The organism is Kitasatospora sp. GP82 (assembly GCF_029892105.1).
GTDB lineage: Bacteria > Actinomycetota > Actinomycetes > Streptomycetales > Streptomycetaceae > Kitasatospora.
Window position 1 is genome coordinate 1 of the sequence record NZ_JARZAJ010000015.1, and the last position, 21521, is coordinate 21521.

General features: G+C 70.4%; 16 protein-coding genes and 1 pseudogene. 8 read left to right on the top strand and 9 right to left on the bottom strand.

Going from position 1 to position 21521, the window contains the following annotated elements; genetic code table 11:
- On the top strand, positions 1-250 hold a 250-nt coding region (locus P3T39_RS17345), incomplete at its 5' end, for a hypothetical protein (RefSeq protein WP_280698576.1).
- A gap of 226 nt (positions 251-476) precedes the next feature.
- Here P3T39_RS17345 and P3T39_RS17350 read toward each other — a convergent pair.
- From P3T39_RS17350 to trpS, 3 genes are all read right to left on the bottom strand, one after another.
- A complete protein-coding gene (locus tag P3T39_RS17350; RefSeq protein WP_280698577.1) occupies positions 477-1253 on the bottom strand; it encodes a nucleoside/nucleotide kinase family protein in 777 nt (258 codons plus the stop codon).
- A gap of 31 nt (positions 1254-1284) precedes the next feature.
- A complete protein-coding gene (locus P3T39_RS17355) occupies positions 1285-2241 on the bottom strand; it encodes an LD-carboxypeptidase (protein ID WP_280698578.1) in 957 nt (318 codons plus the stop codon).
- A gap of 197 nt (positions 2242-2438) precedes the next feature.
- Complete coding sequence (trpS, locus tag P3T39_RS17360) at positions 2439-3452, bottom strand: tryptophan--tRNA ligase (protein WP_280698579.1); 1014 nt, start codon at positions 3450-3452, stop codon at positions 2439-2441.
- A 483-nt stretch (positions 3453-3935) separates the two neighbouring features.
- On the opposite strand from trpS, the gene P3T39_RS17365 reads away from it, so the two are divergent.
- On the top strand, positions 3936-4751 hold the full coding sequence (locus P3T39_RS17365; RefSeq protein ID WP_280698580.1) for a hypothetical protein: 816 nt from the start codon (positions 3936-3938) through the stop codon (positions 4749-4751).
- 21 nt (positions 4752-4772) lie between these two features.
- Here the strand turns inward: P3T39_RS17365 and P3T39_RS17370 are convergent, their stop codons facing one another.
- Positions 4773-5312: an NUDIX domain-containing protein gene (locus P3T39_RS17370; RefSeq protein ID WP_280698581.1), complete on the bottom strand. Its 540-nt coding sequence runs from the start codon at positions 5310-5312 to the stop codon at positions 4773-4775.
- A 143-nt stretch (positions 5313-5455) separates the two neighbouring features.
- On the opposite strand from P3T39_RS17370, the gene P3T39_RS17375 reads away from it, so the two are divergent.
- Positions 5456-6349 (top strand): ATP-grasp domain-containing protein, encoded by an 894-nt coding sequence (locus P3T39_RS17375; RefSeq protein WP_280698582.1) that lies wholly within the window; start codon positions 5456-5458, stop codon positions 6347-6349.
- Positions 6350-6419: 70 nt separating this feature from the next.
- Here the strand turns inward: P3T39_RS17375 and P3T39_RS17380 are convergent, their stop codons facing one another.
- On the bottom strand, positions 6420-10502 hold the full coding sequence (locus P3T39_RS17380; protein ID WP_280698583.1) for an ABC transporter ATP-binding protein: 4083 nt from the start codon (positions 10500-10502) through the stop codon (positions 6420-6422).
- Between the two features lie 288 nt (positions 10503-10790).
- Positions 10791-11432, bottom strand: a complete 642-nt coding sequence (locus P3T39_RS17385; protein WP_280698584.1) for a TetR/AcrR family transcriptional regulator — start codon at positions 11430-11432, stop codon at positions 10791-10793.
- Between the two features lie 127 nt (positions 11433-11559).
- Here P3T39_RS17385 and P3T39_RS17390 point away from each other — a divergent pair, with 127 nt between their 5' ends.
- From P3T39_RS17390 to P3T39_RS17405, 4 genes are all read left to right on the top strand, one after another.
- A complete protein-coding gene (locus tag P3T39_RS17390; protein WP_280698585.1) occupies positions 11560-13284 on the top strand; it encodes a carboxyl transferase domain-containing protein in 1725 nt (574 codons plus the stop codon).
- 96 nt (positions 13285-13380) lie between these two features.
- Positions 13381-15774: a biotin carboxylase N-terminal domain-containing protein gene (locus tag P3T39_RS17395; protein WP_280698586.1), complete on the top strand. Its 2394-nt coding sequence runs from the start codon at positions 13381-13383 to the stop codon at positions 15772-15774.
- Entirely contained in the window at positions 15771-16790 is a 1020-nt protein-coding gene (locus P3T39_RS17400; RefSeq protein WP_280698587.1) for a hydroxymethylglutaryl-CoA lyase, read from the top strand. The genes P3T39_RS17395 and P3T39_RS17400 overlap by 4 nt, the downstream gene beginning before the upstream one ends.
- A gap of 99 nt (positions 16791-16889) precedes the next feature.
- A complete protein-coding gene (locus P3T39_RS17405; protein ID WP_280698588.1) occupies positions 16890-18080 on the top strand; it encodes an acyl-CoA dehydrogenase family protein in 1191 nt (396 codons plus the stop codon).
- 181 nt (positions 18081-18261) lie between these two features.
- On the opposite strand, the pseudogene P3T39_RS17410 reads toward P3T39_RS17405, so the two are convergent.
- Positions 18262-18696: pseudogene (locus P3T39_RS17410) on the bottom strand (universal stress protein); the annotation flags it as partial.
- Between the two features lie 807 nt (positions 18697-19503).
- On the opposite strand from P3T39_RS17410, the gene P3T39_RS17415 reads away from it, so the two are divergent.
- Complete coding sequence (locus P3T39_RS17415; RefSeq protein ID WP_280698590.1) at positions 19504-20349, top strand: HAD family hydrolase; 846 nt, start codon at positions 19504-19506, stop codon at positions 20347-20349.
- Between the two features lie 57 nt (positions 20350-20406).
- Here the strand turns inward: P3T39_RS17415 and P3T39_RS17420 are convergent, their stop codons facing one another.
- Entirely contained in the window at positions 20407-20868 is a 462-nt protein-coding gene (locus P3T39_RS17420; protein ID WP_280698591.1) for a GNAT family N-acetyltransferase, read from the bottom strand.
- A 14-nt stretch (positions 20869-20882) separates the two neighbouring features.
- On the bottom strand, positions 20883-21344 hold the full coding sequence (locus P3T39_RS17425) for a hypothetical protein (RefSeq protein WP_280698592.1): 462 nt from the start codon (positions 21342-21344) through the stop codon (positions 20883-20885).
- Positions 21345-21521 lie beyond the last annotated feature (177 nt).

Genomic DNA, 21521 nt, shown 5'->3' on the forward strand with positions numbered 1-21521 from the left:
GTTGACTTTTGGCACGCTGTTGAGTTCTCAAGGAACGGACGCTTCCTTCGAGCCGCCTTCCAGCGGGCCCTCCGGGCGCTTCGTTCTTTCGTGTTTCCAGCTTATCAGATGTTTTCCGCTCCGTTTTCCGGAGTTTCGCTCACCCGACTCGCTTTCCTTCGGCCTTTCGGCGTTTCCGACTCTATCAGATCTCTCTGACCGTCTTTCACGCTTCCCGGCCTTCAGGAGGCTTTTGCCGGAACCGGCCTGACGGCCTCTCCGACGCTTCAAACCTTAGCCGATCCCCGCTTCACAAAGCGAATCCGGCCACAATCCAGAAAAACACACAACAATTCGCACCGAGATGCGACGAGGCGCAACTCAGCACGGAGAGAAGAAATGGTGTTTCAGGGGATTGGCCACCCCGGGACCGTCCGCGCCGATGCGTGTCCGGTGCTCCCTGCCGAGCGACTAGAGAACACTACCCCCATCGCCGGCTACGGGCAAACCCAACTGCCGATGATCCGGGTACATGCCTCCCGACCGGCCTTGACGTACTCACCGTTCGGGTGGTCGTTCGACGTGATCCAGTGACGGGCTGCGTCGGCATCCCGGCCACCGGCCAGGTGGCGCTGCATCAGGCGGGCGTCCCGCAGCTGGTCGTCCGTGTCCACGTACCAGACCTCGTGGAGGAGGGTCCGTACCTCGGACCAAGGCGTGTCCGCATTGGCGAGGTAGTTGCCTTCGGTGATGACGAGTCGGGTGTGTGGCCGGATGACGTGCCGGGCGGCGACCGGTTCGTCGAGCTCGCGGTCGAAGTCGGGGGTGTACACATCGTGGAAGCGCTCGGCCAGGACTCGGCGCAGCAGAGCGACGTAGCCCCAGGCGTCGAAGGTGGCGGGTGAGCCCTTGCGGTCACGCAGTCCGAGGCGTTCGAGCTGGGTGTTGGAGAGATGGAATCCGTCAAGGGGGAGGTACGCGGCGGTGCCGGTGCCGTTCAGGCGGTTGATCTCTTCGACCAGGTGGCGGGCGAGAGTGGACTTCCCCGCACCGGGCGGGCCGGCCAGTCCGAGGATGGTTCGGCCGACGCTGCGGGTACGGCTGTGCAGCAACCCGTTGGCCAGCTCGACGATCTCGGCGCGTCCGCTGATCAGGTGTGCCTCGCCGTTTCCGTCGACTGCGCGGCCGCCTTGTCCGGCGTCGCCTGCGGCAGAGAGGGACGCGAGTCCGTCGGAGGAGGGGGTGCCGCCCTTGCGGTGGCCGTCCACATGCATGGCCGCACCCTACTCACCGGGTGCCCTCGACTCACCGGGTGTCCTCGCGGAGAGCCGGCTCCTCCAGCGTGAGCGTGCCCGCATCGGCGTCAAGACGGGCTGGGACGCCAAGGGGCACGGTGAGGGTGGACGGGCCGTGTCCGAAGCCGAGCTCCCAGAGAACGGGTACGCCGAGCGGGGCCAGCCGATCGAGCATGACCCTGCGCACCCGGTCGAGCGTGCCGCACCCGGCCCAGGAGCCGAGGGCGATGCCCGCGACGCCGTCGAGTGCGCCGGAGCGGAGGAGCTGCGTGAGGATGCGGTCGAGCTGGTACGGATGCTCGTTGACGTCCTCCAGGAGGAGGATCGTGCCCGCGAAGGACGGCCGCGCGGTCGGGGTGCCTCGGTCGGTGGCCAGGGCGGAGGCGCAGCCGCCCGCCGTTATGCCGCGCGCCTGCCCGGGTACCAGGGGCTCGGCGGTCGGCGAGGTGAGGATCTGGGTGTCGGCCGGGTGGAAGAGGGTGCGACGGAGGTGTTCGGCGGTCGGGCCGTCGTCGACGAAGGTGGCGCCCGAAGCCATCGGCCCGTAGAGGGTCGGGATGTCCAGGTGCTGGGCGACGGCCTCGTGCAGAACGGTGACGTCGCTGAATCCCGCCATGACCTTCGGCGGGGCCGCGCGGAGCGCGTCCCAGTCGAGCAGGTCGACCATCCGCTGCACGCCGTACCCGCCTCGGGCGCAGATGACGGCCGCGATCGTGGGATCGAGCCAGGCGCGCTGGAAGTCGGCGGCGCGAGCGGCGTCCGAACCGGCCAGGTGACTGAGCGTCGGATGGGTGTCGTGGAGGTGTTCGGACGATATGACCTCAAGTCCCCAGCTGCGGAGGATTTCGGTGCCTGCTGCGAGTCGGTCAAGGTCGACCGGGCTGCTCGGTCCGACCAGTGCGACGCGGTCGCCGGGTACCAGACGGTGTGGGCGGCGGTCGGTGTGGTGTGGCTGGCGCCGAGCCATCGGCAGGCTCCTCCCCCGGGAGACGACATACGGTCATCGGACGTCAACGGTACGCCCGCTCGGGTGAGTCCGGATCACCCGAGCGGCATCGGCCGACTCGCACACCGGACCGGTTCTGCTCCATGTCGGTTCCGTTCTACGGCCGAGGTCCGGCCCTGCTCACCCTCAGGGCCGGAGCTGGCCGGAGAGCTTCGGCTTCACCGCATGCCCATCACCTCACGGACCTCGGCCAGCGTGACGTCTGCGACGGCGTTGGCGCGTTCGTTGCCGGCCCGGAGGACTGCGCGCAGGTGGGCGCGGTCAGCCGCGAGTTCGGCACGGCGGGCGCGGATCGGGCGCAGGTACTCGTTGACCGCTTCGGTGACGCGCCGCTTCAGCGTTGCGGAACCGCCGTCACCGATCTCCTCGGCGACGTCCTGCGGCTGGAGTCCTTCGCAGAGGGCCCCCAGCAGAAGCAGGCTGGACACTTCGGGGCGCTGTTCGGGGTCGTAGCTGATCCGCCGCTCGGTGTCGGTCTTGGCTCCTCGGATCATCTGGGCGGTCTGGTCCGTGTCCGCGCCCAGGGCGATCGCGTTGCCTCGGCTCTTGCTCATCTTGCCGCCGTCGGTGCCGAGGAGCAGCGGGGCGTCGGAGAGCAGCGCCTCGGGTGTGGGGAAGACGGTGGTGGCGTAGCGGTCGTTGAAGCGGCGGGCGATGGTGCGCGTGGTCTCCAGGTGTGGCAGCTGGTCCTGGCCGACAGGGACGAGGTTCGCCTTGCAGAACAGGATGTCGGCGGCCTGGTGCACGGGGTAGGTGAACATCAGTCCGCTGACGGAGTTCTGCTGGGAGTGCGCAATCTCGTCCTTGACCGTGGGGTTTCGCTGGAGTTCGGCGACGCTGACCAGGCTCAGGAAGGGCAGCAGCAGCTGGTTGAGGGCGGGCACCGCGCTGTGGGTGAAGATCGTGGCCCGCTCGGGATCGACTCCGGCGGCGAGGTAGTCGAGGACGAGATCCTCCGCCCGTTCGGCGGGACGGTCCGCGGTGTCGCGATCGGTGAGCACCTGGTAGTCGGCGATGACCAGGAAGAGTTCGACTCCGAGTTGCTGCAGGCAGACCCGGTTCTGCAGGGTGCCGAAGTAGTGGCCTAGGTGGAGCGGTCCGGTGGGGCGGTCTCCGGTGAGGACTCGGTAGCGGGCCGGGTCCTGCTGGATCTGGACGGTGCTGGTCTGCACTGCGGGGTCTCCTTCGAGCGGGGTGACGGTGCGCGCGTCGACGAAGCGTCGGCGCGGCGGTGGTTGACCGGTGGCGGTTGACCGGTGGCACGTCCGTCGGTGCGGCCCGCGAAGGAAGGAAACGCAACAGGGCCGCCCTTACGGACGGCCCTGTGGTCATGCTGAAGCGGGAGCCGTCCTAGGACGGCCACCAGCAGCGGCGTGACAGATGCTTCATGGCTTCGAGGGTAGCGCCTACCCGGTCGGTCTCTCCACCGGTTTACCTGTCGATCCTCGATGAGCACGGCCGAGCCGCTGCCGTATTCGGCGCCGAAGGAGCTCCGATGCGACCGACGCGACCAGCGGCACCAGCAGGACCGGTGCGAGCGGTGCGACCGCGGTCGGGAGCATGGATCACGATCCGTCAGTCTGCCGTCCCCTCTTGGCTCGTCACACGGTCGTACGGGAGGATCGTATGAACAGCATTTCGGAGGGCCCGTACCGATGACCTCGCTCGACCAGTCCGCATCCGGCAACTCCTCGGACCAGCCCTCGACGGCCGGCCACGATGCGTCGGACGCCGAGGCGACCACCGCGGCCTGGCTGCTCGCCGGGCTGGCCGGCAGACTGCGCGCGGCGTACGAACAGGGGGCCGACATCCAGTGGCTGGCGGAGGCCTGCCGACAGCCGGAGGCCGAGGTGCGGCGGCTGTTGGAGCTCGCCGGAACGGTGCTGGTGGCGTCTCCACGGAACGCGGCCTTCGACGACCCGGCGATCCTGACGGGATCACTGCAGAGTTGGCAGCAGTTCCGGCAGCTCCGGCGACCGACGCCGTCCCGCCGGTTGAGCCGTCTGCACCCGCGCCACGAGCCGGAGGTGGAGCCGGATCCGGGTGCCGGAAGCACGCCGGGCACCGGAAGCGGCGACACCGCACAGCCGTTGGCCGCCATCACGGCACCAGCTCAGGCACAGGAGCCGACGTCCACCTCGCCGCAGACGCCGATGGGCATTCTGATCGGCGCTTCGCCGACGTATGCCGAACCCGCGACGGCCTCCGGTGCGTTGAGCCCGTGCCGGGTGCCGGTCGAGCTGGTACGGCTGAGCCGGGGGACCAGCCTGGTCGTACTGCCGTCCTGGCGCACCGCGATTGCGGTGTCCGTACCGACCGATCCACTCCTTGCGGAGACCGGCCTGACCTTCGACGAACTGTCCGAGGCCCGGCTCACGGTACTGATGAATCCGGATGCTCTGCACGACCGTGAGCTGGAGCTGCGCGACTGGCGGACGCAGCACCGGAGAGGCGCGGGCAGCCGCAGTTGAGCCGGCCGCAGCTGTCGTCGGCTACGGAAGGGTCCGGCGGTGCGGCTTCCGGCTGCGTCCCTGGTTCGGCACATAGCCGAGGTGCACCGGGGCCGGCAGCTGCGCCCCGGGGCCGGTCCACAAGCTCTCCCGGACGGCCGCGAGCAGTCGGGGCAGTTGCGGCGGCCAGAGCGCCTCAGCCCTCTCGTCGGCCAGGTCGGCCGGGCTCCACCAGCGCCAGTCGAGGATCTTGTCCGCCGCGTGCACCGCGCTGACGTCACCGAGCGGCCCGCGTCTGGGGCCATGGGTGAGGAAGATGTGCTCGTGCTGTCGCACCCGGATGCCGTACCAGGTGAAGTCGTGTTCCCAGGTGCAGAGCAGCGGCCCCGGGGCGAGATCGGTCCAGCCGGTCTCCTCCTCCAGCTCGCGGCGCGCCCCCTCCTCCGGGGACTCCCCCGCCTCCGTCCCGCCACCGGGCATGGTCCAGTGCACACCGACCTCGATGTTGTCGGACCTCAGCAGGAAGACCGCACCGTCGGGGGCCAGCACCGCAGTTCGCGCCGCGTTCCTGGGAGTTCGCATCGGCTCACCCTCGCAGAGGACACCGACACTGTCGAGCGAGAAACCGCCCTGCGGATTCGGTCACCGGACGGCGGCACGACTTCGTCCCGTCCGGCACGGGAATTCCGGTACCCGGGCGCCGCCCCGGCTCTAACCTGAGGCCCATGCCCGTACCCGCGATCATCCTGCCTTCCGATCCGCTGGCGCCCCGCCGGCCCGATCCGCACTTCGTCTGGGAAGCCCAGCTGGTACGCGAGTTGGGTGGAGAGTACGCCCTGGTCGATCACGACGCGCTGCTCGCCGGGGACGCCGTGTCGGCGGTCCGCCGGGTGCCCGAGGGTCACGGGCCGCTCTGGTACCGGGGCTGGATGATGCCGGTACCGGCGTACGCCGCCCTCGCCACCGCGCTGGCGGCACGCGGCTGCACCCTGCTGACCTCGCCCGCCGCCTATGCCGATGCCCATGAACTTCCCGGCTGGTACTCGGTCTTCGAGGGTGCGACGCCACCGAGCGCGTGGCTGCCGGACTCCTGGCCACCCGGCACTGCGCCCGATCCCGCTGCGCTGGCCGACGCCGCACAGCGGATCGGCGGCCACGGACCGGCCGTCGTCAAGGACTACGTCAAGTCCCGCAAGCACGAATGGGCCGAAGCCTGTTACGTGCCCGAGCTGGCCGACCTGCCCGCGCTGACGAGGGTGGTCTCCCGTTTCGTGGAACTGCAAGGCGAGTTCCTGGCCGGTGGTGTGGTGCTGCGCCGGTTCGAGGAGTTCGAGCGCGACGCAGAGGGCCGGGCCGTGGAGGCCCGGGTCTGGTGGGTGGACGGCGAACCGGTCCTGATCGGCCCGCACCCCGACAGTCCGCAGACCGAGACCGACCCGGACCTCTCCGAGGTGCAGCCCCTGGTGCGCGCGCTGGGCTGCCGCTTCATCACCACGGACCTCGCACGGCGGGCGGACGGAACGGGCTGGCGGGTGATCGAGGTCGGCGACGGCCAGGTCAGCGGACTCCCGCACGGGATCGACGCCTCGCCGCTGCTGTCCTCGCTCATCGCTGCGTGACCTCTGCCTGACCGGCCCTGCCGGGTGTCGGAGCATCTCCGAGAAGAGCTCCCGTCAGGATTTGCCGGGCTCAGCCGACGGCCGGCACCGGCGTCGCGTGCGCGTCCCGGCCGGACTGCCCGTCCGCGACGAAGGCCCGCCACAGGGCGGCGTACGCGCCGTCCCGACACAGCAGTTCGTCGTGCGTACCGTCCTCGACCACCCGGCCCCGGTCCAGGACCACGACCCGGTCGGCGCGCTGAGCGGTCGTCAGGCGGTGGGCGATGACCAGGGTCGTCCGCCCGCCACTCAGCCGTTCTGCCGCGTTGTTGACCGCGGCCTCGGTGGCGAGGTCGAGTGCGGCGGTGGCCTCGTCGAGAAGCAGTACGTCCGGGTCGACCAGTTCGGCTCGGGCGAGCGCGATCAGCTGGCGCTGCCCGGCGGAGAGGTTCCGGCCCCGGGCGGTCACCTCGTGGTCGTAGCCGCCGGACAACTCGGTGATCATCTCGTGTGCGCCGACCGCTCGCGCCGCCGCTTCCACTTCGGCGTCACCGGCGGTGGTCCGGCCGTACGCGATGGCCTCACGTACCGTCCCCGCGAAGAGGTACGCCTCCTGCGGGACGACTCCGAGCCGGTGCCGGTACTGCGCGAGGTCGTACCGGGTGATGTCGGTGCCGTCGATCCGGACGGTGCCGCCGGTCGCGTCGTAGAACCGGGCGACCAGCTTGACCAGCGTGGACTTCCCCGCGCCCGTCTCGCCGACCAGAGCCACGGTCTGCCCGGCCGGGATGTGCAGGTCGATGGCCGACAGGACGTCAGAACTCCCCTCGCCGCCACCGTTGTAGGCAAAGCTGACGTTCTCGAAGCGGATCTCGCCGCGCAGCTTCCTCACCGGCAAGGGGTGTTCGGCATCGGGGGTACTGGTCGGTGTCCGCAGCAGGTCCCGGATCCGGCCGAGGCCGACGGACGCCTGCTGGTAACCGTCGAAGATCTGCGAGAGCTGGTTGACCGGGGCGAAGAAGAGGTCGATGTACAGCAGGTACGCGACCAGCGCACCGATGGTGAGCGTGCCCGTGTCCACCCGGGAGGCCCCCACGATCAGGACCAGGGCGGCGGCCACGCTGGACAGGAACTGCACGAACGGGAAGTACAGCGAGATGTACAGCTGCGCCCGGGCCCGCGCATCGCGGTACTCCAGCCCGCGTGCCACGAACCGCATCGTGTTGATGTCCTGCCGACGGAACGCCTGGACGATCCGCATACCGGCCACGTTCTCCTGGAGGTCCGCGTTGACCGTGCTGATCAGGTCCCGCGAGATCTGGTACTGCGCGGTCGACTTGCGGCGGAACACGATGGTCGCGACGACCAGCAGTGGGAGCACCGTGAACACGACCAGGGCCAGGCCCGCGTCGATGATCAGTAGCGCGACCAAGATCCCGAAGAAGGTGAGCACGCTGATCACGGCGGTGACGACGCCGGTCTGCAGGAAGCTGGAGATGGAGTCCACGTCGGTGGTCATCCGCGTCATGATCTTGCCGGACAGCTCGCGCTCGTAGTAGTCCAGACCGAGCCGGTTCAGGTGAGCGAAGATCTTGAGCCGCAGGGTGTAGAGGACGCGCTCCCCGGTCCGTCCGCTGACTCTGGTCTCCGCGCTCTGGACCAGCCAGTCGAACAGGACGACCACGAGCGCAGCCAGCGCGGCCGCCGCCACCCCGGTCATCGCGGCCCTGCTGACACCGTTGTCGATGCCGTGCCGGATCAGTACCGGGAGGACGAGCCCGGCGGCGGCGTCCAGGGCGACCAGCAGCAGTGCCAGTGCCAGTGGACGGCGGAAGGGCGCCAGCAGACGGCGGAGGCTGAAGTCGGGATCGCCCGCCTCGGCGGCGGGGACCGGGATGTCCGGGGTGTCGGTGGCGGGCGGCAGCACGGCCACCTTGGCGAGCAGTTCCGGCGACGCCGCCTTGTCCTGCCTGCTCTGCGTGCTCCGGCTCTGCGTGCCCGCCGTGTCCTGCGGCTCCTGCCGGTGCGGCGCGCCGTCAGCGGGAGCGGCGGCAGGACTGGCGGCCGGACCGGTGGCCGGACCGGTGGCGGCCGGACCGGTGGCGGGCTGTCCGGCAGTGGGTTGTCCGGTCGCGGCACCGGCGCCGAGGGCGGCGGTGCCGAAGTCGGTGATCAGCGCTCGGTACTGGGGACATCGGCGTTCGAGTTCCTCGTGACTGCCTATGTCGATCAGACGGCCTCGGTCCAGGACGGCTATCCGGTCGGCGAGGTGCAGCGTGGACCTGCGGTGGGCGATGAGGAGCGTGGTCCGGCCGGCCATCACGCTGCGCAGCGCCTCGTGGATCTCCGCCTCGATCTGCGGATCCACTGCGGAGGTCGCGTCGTCCAGCAACAGCAGCCGCGGGTCGCTCAGGATCGCGCGTGCGAGGGCTATGCGCTGGCGCTGGCCGCCCGACAGGGTGAGTCCCTGCTCGCCGACCTTGGTGTCATAGCCGTCGGGGAGCCCACGGATGAAGCCGTCGGCCTGCGCGGCCCGGGCTGCCGCCTCGATCTGATCGTCGGTCGCATCAGGGCGGCCGTAGGCGATGTTGACCCGGACGCTGTCGGAGAAGAGGAAGCTGTCCTCGGGGACGATGCCCACGGCACCCCGCACCGAGTCGAGGGTGAGATCGCGCAGGTCGTGACCGTACAGCCGGACGCTGCCCGCAGTCGGGTCGTAGAACCTGGGTACGAGCTGCGCGACCGTCGACTTGCCCGAACCGGAGGCACCGATCAGCGCCAGGGTCTCCCCCTCGGCCAGTTCGAGACTCAGCTGCCTGAGGACGAGCCCACCACCGAGCCCACCACCGAACTCGTCACCGAACTCGTCACTGAACTCGCCACCGAGCTCACCGTCCTGCGAACCGCCGAAGCCGAAGTCCACCCGGTCGAACTGGAGCGCGGGTGCGCCCGGGACGGCGGACACCGGAGCCGTCGCGGTGCCTGCGGCCGAGGCATCGGTGCGAGCACGGTCACTACGGTCGCTGCGGTGCTGGTCCGTGGCGGACAGGACCAGGCCTGCCGCGTCCGGACGCTCCTGCACCACCGGCTGCTGGTCGACCAGCTGGAGTACCCGCTCCACACCGGCGCGTGCCTGCTGGCCGACGGTGATCAGCATGGTGAGCATCCGGACCGGGCTGGTCATCTGCGCCAGATAGGCGGAGAAGGCCACGAAGGTGCCGAGCGAGATCTGACCCCGGACGGCGAGCCAGCCGCCGAGTGCGAGCACGGCGACCTGCCCGAGCGCCGGAACGGCCTGCATCGCCGGGGTGTAGCGGCTGTTGAGCCGGATCGAACGGAGCCGCGCGCCGTAGAGGCTGCGCGATGCCCCCTCCAGCTTGGCGCGCTCCTGCGCCTCCTGGCCGAAGCCCTTGACCACGCGGACGCCACCGATGGCTCCGTCCACCACGCCGGCGACGGCCGCCGCCTCCTGCTGCGCCGCCCAGGTGGCGGGGAACAGCCGCTTGCGGCTGAGGGTCGCGATCCACCACAGCAGCGGGCCCATGACCAGGGCGACCAGAGTGAGCGGCGGGGAGAGCCAGAGCATCACCAGCACGGACATCCCGAACATCAGGAAGTTGCCCGTCATCATCGGCAGCATGGACAGCAGGCCGTTGATCAGCTGGAGGTCGGAGGTGGCCCGTCCGACCACCTGGCCGGTGTCGAGTGAGTCCTGGCGGGCGCCATCCAGCCTGGTGAGGGATCGGAAGAGGTCGGTCCGCAGGTCATGCTGCACGTCCAGCGCGAGCTGACCGCCGTAGTAGCGGCGGATCTGGGTGCAGAGAAAGACGAGGACTGCCGCCAGCAGCAGCACGGCTGCCCAGGGCGCGAGCGACCGCGTGTGGGCGGTGATCACGTCGTCGATGATCAACTTGGTGATCAGCGGGACGACGGCCGTGATGGCCATGCCCACCAGCGACGCCCCGAAGGACAGCAGTACGTTCCTGCGGTAGCGCCAGCAGTAGCGCGAAAGTCTGGTGAGCCAGCCCGGCTCGGCCGGTGGCTCGGGAGTGGCTTCGACCGGCGCATGGGGGGCGTGCGCCGACCGGGGGAATGCCGAGCTTGTGCCGGACAGGTCTCGGTCGCCGGTACCGCCTGGCGAAAGCTCCGCTGTGGATCCGTGAGTCTCAGGCATATTTAGGGATACTAACCATTCGGTCGGGCCGGAGTCCATCGAGATTCGACAGGTCTACAGAGACTCGAACAGCACGCGACCGAGCCTGCTTCCCGTCTCCCACCAGGGTGGACAAGTCGGCGACCACACCGCACCGGCCGAGCTGCCCGAGACGGGACCTCCGATGGTCCTAGGACCGACCGGCGAACGGCGGGCCCGCGCGGCCGGCCTCGCAGGGTCCGATCCGCCGGGGTCCGATCAGACGAGGTCCGATCCGACGGGGCCCGATCCACTACGGCCATGGCCCGATCAGGCGGATACCTCGGCAGCAGCGGCTGCGGCAGCGAACGCCCCCTGCGCCAGGCTGTGCAGCAGCGCCGCCATGCCGTCCCGGGCCAGGCCGGGCCCCTCGCCCTGCGCCTTCTGCGGACCGGCACTGTGCGGGGTCGAGTTGAGCAGGCCGAAGACCGCATGGACGGCCGTCCGGGCGATCTGCTCGGCGCCGGGCTTGGCGAGTGCGGGGAAGGCCTCACGGACCACGTCGACCCAGAGCTCGACATAGCCCCGCTGGAGGCGTCGCACGCGCCGCCGGTCCTCCTCCTTGAGGTGGAGCAGTTCGCGGTCGTGCAGGATGATCAAGTCCCGATCGTCCAGCGCGAAGTCCACATGCCCGCTGATCAGGGCGTCGAGCGCACCTGTCGCGTCCAGCGCATCACCGGCCCGGCGACGGCCCTCGTCCAGCAGGCGCTCGCTGATGCCGACCAGGAGATCGGCGAGCATCGCGTCCTTGCCCGAGAAGTGGCGGTAGAGACCGGGGCCGCTGATGCCGACCGCCTTGCCGATCTCATCGACGCCGACACCGAGAAAGCCGCGGGCCGCGAAGAGCCGCGCCGCCTCCTTCCGGATCTGGTCGCGGCGTGAGAGCGCGGGGGAAGCCTGGGCGTTCGACATGACGTCCATCGTAGACAGTGGGGTTATCGGCGGTTAACCTGGGCGCAGGAGTTAACGCTCATTAACAAGGCGGCGGACTCACCTGTCCGCCTGCCCACCTGGCTCCGAGGGCAAGGGAGCTCCTGGGATGGTCTTCTCAACCGTCGGTTCGGCCGCCGCCCCACCAGCAGGCACGGCTCCGGGACCGTTCATCGGCGAGGGTCCGTACGAGACCAGCGCCTCAGCGGCCTCGGCCGCACCGGCTCCCCGGCTGGAGAGCGCGGTGGACGCCGGATCGGCGGCCTACCGTTCGAACACCGCCGCGCACCAGGCCCTGGTGGCCGAGCTGCGGGAGAAACTCGCGGCCGCCGCGCTCGGCGGCGGGGCCAAGGCCCGCGCCCGGCACACCTCCCGGGGCAAGCTGCTGCCGCGCGACCGGGTGGACACCCTGCTCGACCCGGCCTCCCCGTTCCTGGAGCTGGGCCCACTGGCGGCCGACGGGCTGTACGACGGCGCCGCCCCTGCGGCCGGCGTGATCGCCGGGATCGGACGGGTAGCCGGCCGCGAGGTGGTGGTGGTCGCCAACGACGCCACCGTCAAGGGCGGCACGTACTACCCGATGACGGTGAAGAAACACCTCCGGGCCCAGGAGGTCGCACTGGAGAACCGCCTCCCCTGTATCTACCTGGTGGACTCCGGTGGCGCCTTCCTCCCGATGCAGGACGAGGTCTTCCCTGACCGCGACCACTTCGGGCGGATCTTCTACAACCAGGCACGGCTCTCCGCAGCCGGGATCCCGCAGATCGCGGCGGTGCTCGGTTCGTGCACCGCAGGCGGTGCCTACGTCCCGGCGATGAGCGACCAGGCGGTGATCGTCCGCAACCAGGGCACCATCTTCCTCGGCGGTCCTCCGCTGGTGAAGGCGGCGACCGGCGAGGTCGTCACCGCCGAGGAGTTGGGCGGAGGCGAACTCCACTCCCGCACCTCGGGCGTGACGGACCATCTGGCCGAGGACGACGCCCATGCGCTGTCCATCGTCCGGACCATCGTCTCCGAACTCGGCGCCCGGCCCGGCAAGCCCTGGCCGCTGACGGCTGCGGAGCCACCCGCGGTGGACCCGGCGAGTCTCTACGGCGCAGTGCCCGTCGATCCCCGGACTCCGTACGACGTCCGCGAGGTGATCGCCCGGATCGTGGACGGCAGCCGGTTCGCCGAGTTCAAGGCGGAGTACGGCGCCACGTTGGTCACCGGCTTCGCCCGGATCCACGGCCACCCGGTCGGGATCGTCGCCAACAACGGCGTGCTGTTCGCCGAATCCGCCCTCAAGGGGGCCCACTTCATCGAACTGTGCGACCAGCGCGGCATCCCCCTTCTCTTCCTGCAGAACATCACCGGCTTCATGGTCGGGCGGCAGTACGAGGCGGGTGGCATCGCCAAGCACGGCGCCAAGATGGTCACGGCCGTCGCCTGCACCCGGGTGCCGAAGCTGACGGTGGTGATCGGCGGCTCGTACGGTGCGGGCAACTACTCGATGTGCGGCCGGGCTTACTCACCTCGCTTCCTCTGGATGTGGCCCGGGGCGAAGATCTCGGTCATGGGCGGCGAGCAGGCGGCCTCCGTCCTGGCCACCGTGCGCCGCGACCAGTTGGAGGCGCAGGGCGAGGAGTGGCCCGCCGAGGCGGAGGAGCAGTTCAAGCGGCCCGTGCGGGAGCAGTACGAACGGCAGGGCAACGCCTACTACTCGACGGCCCGGCTCTGGGACGACGGCGTGATCGACCCGATGGACACCCGCACCGTGCTCGGTCTCGCCCTCACCGCCTGCGCCAACGCACCGCTCGCGGAGCCCAGGCCGTACGGCGTCTTCCGCATGTGAGCCACGGGCCCCCGGCCCAACCCGCTCGCCCTGCCGTCGGCCCGGCCGCTTCCGGCCCCACCCCACGGTTTCCCTCGACCCGGAGGAACACCTCCCATGTTCGACACAGTTCTGGTCGCCAACCGAGGCGAGATCGCGGTACGGGTGATCCGTACCCTCCGGAAGCTCGGTATCCGCTCGGTCGCCGTCTTCAGCGACGCCGACGCCGACGCTCTGCACGTCCGCGAGGCCGATGTCGCGGTCCGGCTCGGCCCGGCCGGGCACAGCGACAGCTCGGCGATCGAGACCTACCTGCGGACGGACCAGATCCTGGCGGCCGCCCGCCGCACCGGGGCCCAGGCCGTCCACCCCGGATACGGCTTCCTGGCCGAGAACGCGGCCTTCGCCCGCGCCTGCGCGGAGGCCGGACTGGCCTTCGTCGGACCGCCGCCCACGGCTGTGGAGCTGATGGGCGACAAGATCAACGCCAAGGAGGCCGTCCGCGCCGCCGGGGTACCCGTCGTCCCCGGGAGCCAGGGCGGCAACCCGACCGATGCCGAACTCACCACGGCCGCCGCCGAGATCGGCTACCCAGTACTGCTCAAGCCGTCCGCCGGTGGCGGCGGCAAGGGCATGCGGCTGGTCCGCGACCCGGCCGACCTGCCCGCGGAACTGGCCGCCGCCCGCCGGGTCGCCCGTACCGCCTTCGGCGACGACACCCTGCTGGTCGAACGCTGGGTGGACCGCCCGAGGCACATCGAAGTCCAGGTCCTGGCCGACACCCACGGCCGGACCGTCCACCTCGGCGAACGCGAGTGCAGCCTGCAGCGCCGCCATCAGAAGTTGATCGAAGAGGCACCCTCCGTCCTGCTCAACCCCGAGACCCGGGCCGCCATGGGCGCCGCAGCCGTCCGGGCCGCCGAGGCCTGCGGTTACACCGGTGCCGGCACCGTGGAGTTCATCGTGCCGGGCGTGGACCCCGACGGGCCGGCGCCCGAAGGTGTCCTCGACTTCTTCTTCATGGAGATGAACACCCGCCTCCAGGTGGAACACCCCGTCACCGAACTGGCCATCGCCGTCAGCCCCGGCAGCGGCACCGACACCGACACCGACACCGACAGCGGAAGCGGCTACGGCACTGGCCGACCTGAGCGGCTCGACCTGGTGGAGTGGCAGCTCCGAGTCGCCGCAGGCGAACCTCTGACGTTCAGTCAGCCGGACGTCTCCTTCCTGGGCCACGCCATCGAGGCCCGCATCTGTGCCGAGGACCCGGAGCGGGACTTCCTGCCCACCGGTGGACGGATCCTGCTGCTGGACGAGCCGCGCGGACCCGGCATCCGCGTCGACTCCGGCGTCGGCCCGGGCGCCGACATCGGCAGCCTCTACGACCCCATGCTGGCGAAGGTCATCGCGTACGGGCCCGACCGCCCGACCGCTCTGCGCCGCCTCCGGGCCGCGCTCGCCGAGACCCGGATTCTCGGGGTGACCACCAACACCGGCTACCTGCGTCGGCTGCTCGCCCACCCCGACGTCGCAGCCGGACGACTGGACACCGGCCTGGTCGAACGCACCGCCGAGCAGCACCCCGAGCTGCTCGCCTCCCCGTACACGGCGCAGTCGCGCGAGCCGGACGAAACGTCACCAACGGTGCAGGCAACGGGAACTGGCAGGATCACTGATGGTGAGCCTCCTTCCGTAGCGGCTTTCTCTCCACGCGGCACCGCAATCGCATCCCCCATGGAGACGCTCTACTACGCAGCCGCGCTGACCCGGCATCTGGGCCTGGCCCCCACCGTCGCCCCCAACGGCTGGACCGACCCGTTCTCCGTGCCGTCCGGCTGGCGCCTCGGCGGCGAAGGCGCCTGGACCACCCACCGGCTCCGTCTCCCGGGGCACGACCCCGTCTCCGTTCTCGTCCGCCCCGTCGCCGATCGCAACGTATCGGACACCACTGACAAGTCCACGGACACCACTCCTGACCTGCACATCCGCATCGGCGAGGGCCCCATCAGGCTCGCCCGCGCGACCCGGGCGGCCGGCCGGGTGCACCTCACCGTCGACGGCTTGCAGAGCACCTTCGCACACACCACCGACAACAGCCCCGGCGGCGCATCGGGCCCGGTCACCTGGCTGGGCATCGACGGCGACGCCTGGGCGCTCCACCCGTACGACCCGGTCGCCGACCGGAGCTCCGCGGCCGCCGCCCACCACGGCGGGCTCACCGCCCCCATGCCGGGCACCGTGACGGTGGTCAAGGTCGCCGTGGGCGAGCAGGTCAGGCGCGGCCAGCCGCTCCTGGTCCTGGAAGCCATGAAGATGGAGCACGTGATCGCCGCGCCGCACGACGGCACGGTCAGCGAGCTGCGCGCCGCCGCCGGCACCACGGTCGCCATGGAGGAGCTGCTGGCCGTGGTGACGCCCGGACAGGAACAGTCCGGACAAGAGCCACCGGCCCAGACCTCAGCCCAGGCCCGGTCGGCCCGGGCCGCATCCGTCGAGGTGACCTCATGACCACCGCCCCCACCGCCCCCACCTCTTCCGACGGGCCGTCCGGCGTCCGCGACCCCGACGCCGTCGACCTCGGCCTGCCCGACGCCGTACCGGACCCGGCGCTGCCCACTCGGGTACGCATCCACGAGGTGGGGCCGCGCGACGGACTGCAGAACGAGAAGTCGGCCGTGCCCGTCGAGGTGAAGGCCGAGTTCATCGAACGGCTCGCCGCCGCGGGGCTGGCCACCGTCGAGGCGACCAGTTTCGTCCACCCCAAGTGGGTGCCCCAGCTGGCCGACGCCGAGGAGCTGATGCCGCGGCTGGCCCGGCTGCCGGAGCGCCATCCGGGCCTCCGGCTGCCCGTCCTGGTCCCGAACGAGCGCGGACTCGACCGCGCCCTCGCTCATCACGCCACCGACATCGCGGTCTTCGCCAGCGCCACCGAGACCTTCGCCCGGCGGAACCTCAACCGCTCGGCCGACGAGGCCATGGAGATGTTCCGACCGGTCGTCGGGCGGGCCGCCGAGGCAGGCGTCCCGACTCGCGGCTACCTCTCGATGTGCTTCGGCGACCCCTGGGAGGGGCCGGTCCCGCAGTCGCAGGTGATCGACTTCGGTCTGCGACTGCTCGACCTGGGCTGCACCGAACTGAGCCTCGGCGACACCATCGGCGTGGCCACCCCCGGGCAGGTCACCGCACTGCTCCAGGGCTTCACGCGCGCCGGAGTGCCCATCGAACGGATCGCCGTCCACTTCCACGACACGTACGGACAGGCGCTGGCCAACACCCTGGCCGCACTGCGCAGCGGGGTGAGCACCGTGGACGCCTCCGCCGGCGGACTCGGCGGCTGCCCGTACGCCAAGAGCGCGACCGGCAACCTCGCCACCGAGGACCTGGTCTGGATGCTGCACGGACTCGGCATCGAAACCGGTGTCGATCTGCGCGCCCTGGTCGCGACCAGCGGCTGGATGGCGCGGCAGCTCGGCCGGCCGAGCCCGTCCCGGGCTGTCCAGGCCCTGTTCCACCAGTCGGCCTGACCGCCCCGGGCCGCGCTCAGCCCCGCGGACCACCGGCCTCTGCGGCCACCACACCGTCGACACCGTCGGCCTTCCGAGCTGCGACCCAGGAGGATCACCATGCTCGACCACCGTCTCGACCACGAGTACGAGGACTTGCGGCGCACCGTCGCGGAGTTCGCCCAGGATGTCGTCGCCCCGAAGATCGGGGAGTTCTACGAGCAGGGGGAGTTCCCTTACGAGATCGTCCGCGAGATGGGGCGGATGGGTCTCTTCGGCCTTCCGTTCCCCGAGGAGTACGGGGGCATGGGCGGGGACTACTTCGCACTCTGCCTCGCCCTTGAGGAGCTGGCCCGCGTGGACTCCTCGGTGGCCATCACCCTGGAGGCGGCGGTCTCGCTGGGTGCGATGCCGATCTACCGCTTCGGCACCGAGGAGCAGAAGCGCGAGTGGCTGCCCCGGCTGACCTCCGGCGAGCTGCTCGGGGCCTTCGGGCTGACCGAGCCGGAGGGCGGTTCGGACGCTGGTGCCACGCGGACCACCGCGCGCTTCGACGAGGCCACCAACGAGTGGGTGATCAACGGTACGAAGTGCTTCATCACCAACTCCGGCACGGAGATCACGGGCCTGGTCACCGTGACCGCCCTGACCGAACCGATCGCTCGTTCGAGTGAAGATGGCTCGCAACTCTCGCCAACCCGTGAGATCTCCTCCATCATCGTGCCCACCGGAACGCCGGGATTCACGGTCTCGAAGAAATACTCCAAGGTCGGGTGGAACGCCTCCGACACCCGCGAACTGTCCTTCACCGAATGCCGAGTCCCCGCAGTCAATCTGCTGGGCACGCGTGGCCGCGGCTACGCACAGTTCCTGCGGATCCTCGACGAAGGCCGCATCGCCATCGCAGCCCTGGCCACCGGCCTGGCCCAGGGATGCGTCGACCAGTCACTCCTCTACGCCGGTACGCGCCGGGCCTTCGGCCGGCCCATCGGCGCCAACCAGGCCATCCAGTTCAAGCTCGCCGACATGGAGATGCGCGCCCACACCTCCCGCCTGGCCTGGCGGGACGCCGCCTCCCGGCTGCTGCACGCCGAGCCCTTCAAGAAGGAGGCGGCGATCGCCAAGCTCTACTCCTCCGAAGCCGCCGTCGACAACGCGCGGGAGGCCACGCAGATCCACGGCGGGTACGGCTTCATGAACGAGTTCCCGGTCGCGCGGTTCTGGCGCGACTGCAAGATCCTTGAGATCGGCGAGGGCACCTCCGAGGTGCAGCGGATGCTGATCGCAAGGGAGTTGGGCGTTACTTCCTGACACAGCACCGCTTCAGCGCCGCACCGCTGTACCTCTTCAACACTGCATCTCTTCACCGCAGCAGCTCCGGTAGCCCGGCCCCGGGCTACCGGAGGGCAGCTGCGCCCGCATCAGCGCGGGCGGCAGCAGACAGGCACGCACAGGCAGCAACGACAAAACCAACGCCGACGCTGACACCTGGTCAAGGAATGACGATCACGGGCCTGTTGGCCCGCCTGGCCAGTCGTCCGGACACCGAACCGAAGAGCTTGCCGAGCAGCCCGTGGGTGCTTCCCACCACGATCGCGTCGGCGGCGTACTCACGGCCGACCTCCTCGATCTCGTGGCAGATGTCCCCGCCGCGCTCCACCAGGATCCAGGGCACTCCAGCGAGGTAGTCGGCGCACGCCAGTTCAAGGCCGAGGATCTCCGTGCGGTGGTCCGGGAGGTCCACGAAGACGGGAGGCTCACAGCCGGCCCAGACCGTGGTCGGCAGACGGTTGGCGACATGGACGATCACCAGCCCGCACTGGGAGCGGCGCGCCATGCCGACCGCGTACGCGAGCGCGCGCTCGCTGGAGAGCGAGCCGTCGAAGCCGACTACTACGCCGTGCTGGAAGACCGGGTCGCAGGCTCGCGCAGCCTGCTCCTGGAGGGCCGGATCACCGGCACTGCCCGCACCTCCGACTCGGCCCGGTCGGCCGACCGGCACTCCGGTGCCGTCCGTCACCGCGTCCTCCATCCGCTCCCCCCGCTGTTCGCCCTTTCGCTGCCGCGGTTTGGGCCAGCCCCGGCGAACGACATCGCGGGCGAAGACGGCCAAGGCGCGGCGACCACCTGGCCCTGCGGGCGCGGTAGCTTCCGGGAACTCATCCAGCGGCCGCGCGGCGACATCTGCCTCAGCAGACCTGGGGGACTCAAAACCAGCCATGGCTCAAGGCTCTTCGAGTGGGGTGGGCCGACAGGAAAGGACGTGGCTGTCCAGGCAACAGGCCTGCCCATGACACCGATTCGGTCTCCGGAGAGCAGCACCGATTGTGACCTGTTCCTTTCAGAGTACGACGGGTCCGAGGCCCGGCCCAGCAGCCGAGCCCCAAAACGACGACGATCCCGCTAACGGGCGATGCGTGCGCCGACTTTCCGCGCCCCCGACCGACGGCCTCACGCCCGCCGAGAAGGAGGTTCCCTGGAGCTTCGCCGAGGAGGCGCGCTGACGCAACAGGGCCACCACACAACGTGACCCGACTGTCATCGAGCATCTCCGCCACTCCGGCGAATCCGGGGACCCCGGGGGCTCCGGACCGGTCGATCGTCCGTACTGCCCCTTGAGTCCCAGCTGTCCCGTTGATCCGTGACGCTCCGGTTTCAGCCAATTACATCCGGTTCGGGCCTACGTCTGGCAATTGCCTGATGCATACCCCGGCGCACTGGCAGCATGCAGCGCATGCCGCTGCTCTTGTTCGACCTCGACAACACCCTGCTGCCCAGGGACGCCGCATTCCGGGCCTGGGCCCAAGACTTCCTCGACGAACACCGACTCCCGGCCGGTGACCTGAGCTGGTTCGCCGCCATCGACGGCGGCGGCTATGTGCCGCGCAGCACCGTCCTGGGCGCGGCCAAGCGCCGTTACGGACTCGACCACTCCCTCGAATTCCTCCTCGCGCACTACCGCCGAGGCATCAACTCCCACATCCACTGCCCTGCGGCGCACATCCAGGCACTGCACTCCGCCAGGGCGGCCGGCTGGACACTCGGTATCGTCAGCAACGGCAACACCCGGGCGCAGTTGGAGAAGATCCGCCGCACCGGCCTCGCTCCCCTGGTGGACGGGTGGGTGATCTCCGAGGAAGCCCGCTGTGTGAAGCCCGATCCGCAGATCTTCGAGATCGCCGCCGAGCGCTGCGGCGTCCCGCCGACCCACGAATGGACCTCCCACACCTGGATGGTCGGCGATCACGCCCCCGCCGACATCGCGGGGGCCGAGGTGACCGGACTGCGCAGCGTCTGGCTGCACCACGGCCGCCCCTGGGCCGAGGACGGCTACCGCCCCACGCTCAGCGCGGCCGGTCTCCCCGAGGCGGTCGGGCTGGTCCTGACGGCACGCAACGCCCCCGGCTCCCGACCCCACCAACGGCCGGGCAGCCGGGGGACGTTCGCCACCCCCGCCTCAAGCCTCGCCCCACGCACGTCGGTTGCCGACGGACGGCATCCCGTCAGCGCCGCCGCTGCGTCGTTCCCGCAGCAGTACGCCACCCTCTCCACGGCCCGACCGGCCGCCCCCACCGGCTGAACGGGTGTCATGGCCGGACTCGGGCCAGGGCACTGCGGCGTGACCGCAGCCGACCGGTCAGGGTCGCTGCGGACGCCACCAGCGGGTCAGGCCCTGTTCGGTGAAGCCGAGTCGGCGGTACAGGGGTTCGCCGAGCAGAGTCGCGGTCAGTGCGGCGACCCGCCCCGGATTGGCCTCCAAGGCGTGCGAGAGCACGGCGCGAGCGAGCCCCCTCGACCGGTAGTCCGGCAGAGTGGCAACCCAGTAGACGCCCACCGTCTCGCCGTTGTCGTAGGTCACACAGGCAGCAGCGGGCCGCCCGTCCACCCCGTCCGCCCCCGCCGCCGCATCCGCCGCATCCGCCGCATGCACCGTGTCCGCCCCGTCCGCCGCGTCCACTCGGGCGAGCCAGGCACGGAAGCCCGGCAGTTCGAGCAGCCCCGGCGGCAGCAGCCCACCCCGGGTCCAGGGCTGCCTCGCCGCCACCGGGAACCCGTCGACCACCACCTGTTCCACCTCGGCCAGCCCATCGGCGTCCACCGCCTCACCGACCGTCAGAACGGCTTCACCACCCGGAGCCGGCCCTCCCGCCCGCGCGGGCCCAGCGCCCCGACCTGACACAGTATTCGCCAGAAACCCAGCCCGGCGGGAGAGCCGCGGTCCGACACCGCATCGGGCTCGCGGGTCATCACCGGCATGATCAGCGAGGGTTCACCGGCGAGGTCGGCGAGGTCGGCGAGGTCCAGCTTCCCGTACGGATCCTCCAGGCAGAAATGTGTCGTCCCCCAGGTGCGGAAAAGAGCGCTGATCTCCGCAGTCAGCGCCACCGGATCCGGATATCGACGGGTGATCACCACACGATGGTCGTCGGTCGCGTCCCGGGCGCAGCGGACGGCGGTCCAGCCGGGGCGCCGGAGGTGTTCCCACCCGTGGACCTGCGCCTGGGCGAGCCAGAACGCGGCAGCGTTGTCGTTGGCCTGTTCGAGCCTGCCTCGTATCTCCGTATGCGGTTCCATGGACCGACCCTAATCACGCACCGCCAGGACTGGGTCGAGCCCCTGGCAACTGGGGAAGCGACCGCGCAACAGGCTCGTAGCGGCGCACGGCGGCAGGCTGCGCGCCCCTTTCGTGAACCGCCTGTTTTCGGTCAATCTCCGCCCACCCCCTACCCGTTGGACAAAGCCGCAGCCCAG

Bases quoted from the DNA above. Each gene is read 5' to 3' on its own strand.
- P3T39_RS17390 (WP_280698585.1), top strand. From the start codon at position 11,560: ATGGTCTTCTCAACCGTCGGTTCGGCCGCCGCCCCACCAGCAGGCACG.
- P3T39_RS17350 (WP_280698577.1), bottom strand. From the start codon at position 1,253: ATGCATGTGGACGGCCACCGCAAGGGCGGCACCCCCTCCTCCGACGGA.
- P3T39_RS17405 (WP_280698588.1), top strand. From the start codon at position 16,890: ATGCTCGACCACCGTCTCGACCACGAGTACGAGGACTTGCGGCGCACC.
- P3T39_RS17415 (WP_280698590.1), top strand. From the start codon at position 19,504: ATGCCGCTGCTCTTGTTCGACCTCGACAACACCCTGCTGCCCAGGGAC.
- P3T39_RS17370 (WP_280698581.1), bottom strand. From the start codon at position 5,312: ATGCGAACTCCCAGGAACGCGGCGCGAACTGCGGTGCTGGCCCCCGAC.
- P3T39_RS17425 (WP_280698592.1), bottom strand. From the start codon at position 21,344: ATGGAACCGCATACGGAGATACGAGGCAGGCTCGAACAGGCCAACGAC.
- P3T39_RS17395 (WP_280698586.1), top strand. From the start codon at position 13,381: ATGTTCGACACAGTTCTGGTCGCCAACCGAGGCGAGATCGCGGTACGG.
- P3T39_RS17380 (WP_280698583.1), bottom strand. From the start codon at position 10,502: ATGCCTGAGACTCACGGATCCACAGCGGAGCTTTCGCCAGGCGGTACC.
- P3T39_RS17400 (WP_280698587.1), top strand. From the start codon at position 15,771: ATGACCACCGCCCCCACCGCCCCCACCTCTTCCGACGGGCCGTCCGGC.
- P3T39_RS17385 (WP_280698584.1), bottom strand. From the start codon at position 11,432: ATGTCGAACGCCCAGGCTTCCCCCGCGCTCTCACGCCGCGACCAGATC.
- P3T39_RS17355 (WP_280698578.1), bottom strand. From the start codon at position 2,241: ATGGCTCGGCGCCAGCCACACCACACCGACCGCCGCCCACACCGTCTG.
- P3T39_RS17365 (WP_280698580.1), top strand. From the start codon at position 3,936: ATGACCTCGCTCGACCAGTCCGCATCCGGCAACTCCTCGGACCAGCCC.
- P3T39_RS17375 (WP_280698582.1), top strand. From the start codon at position 5,456: ATGCCCGTACCCGCGATCATCCTGCCTTCCGATCCGCTGGCGCCCCGC.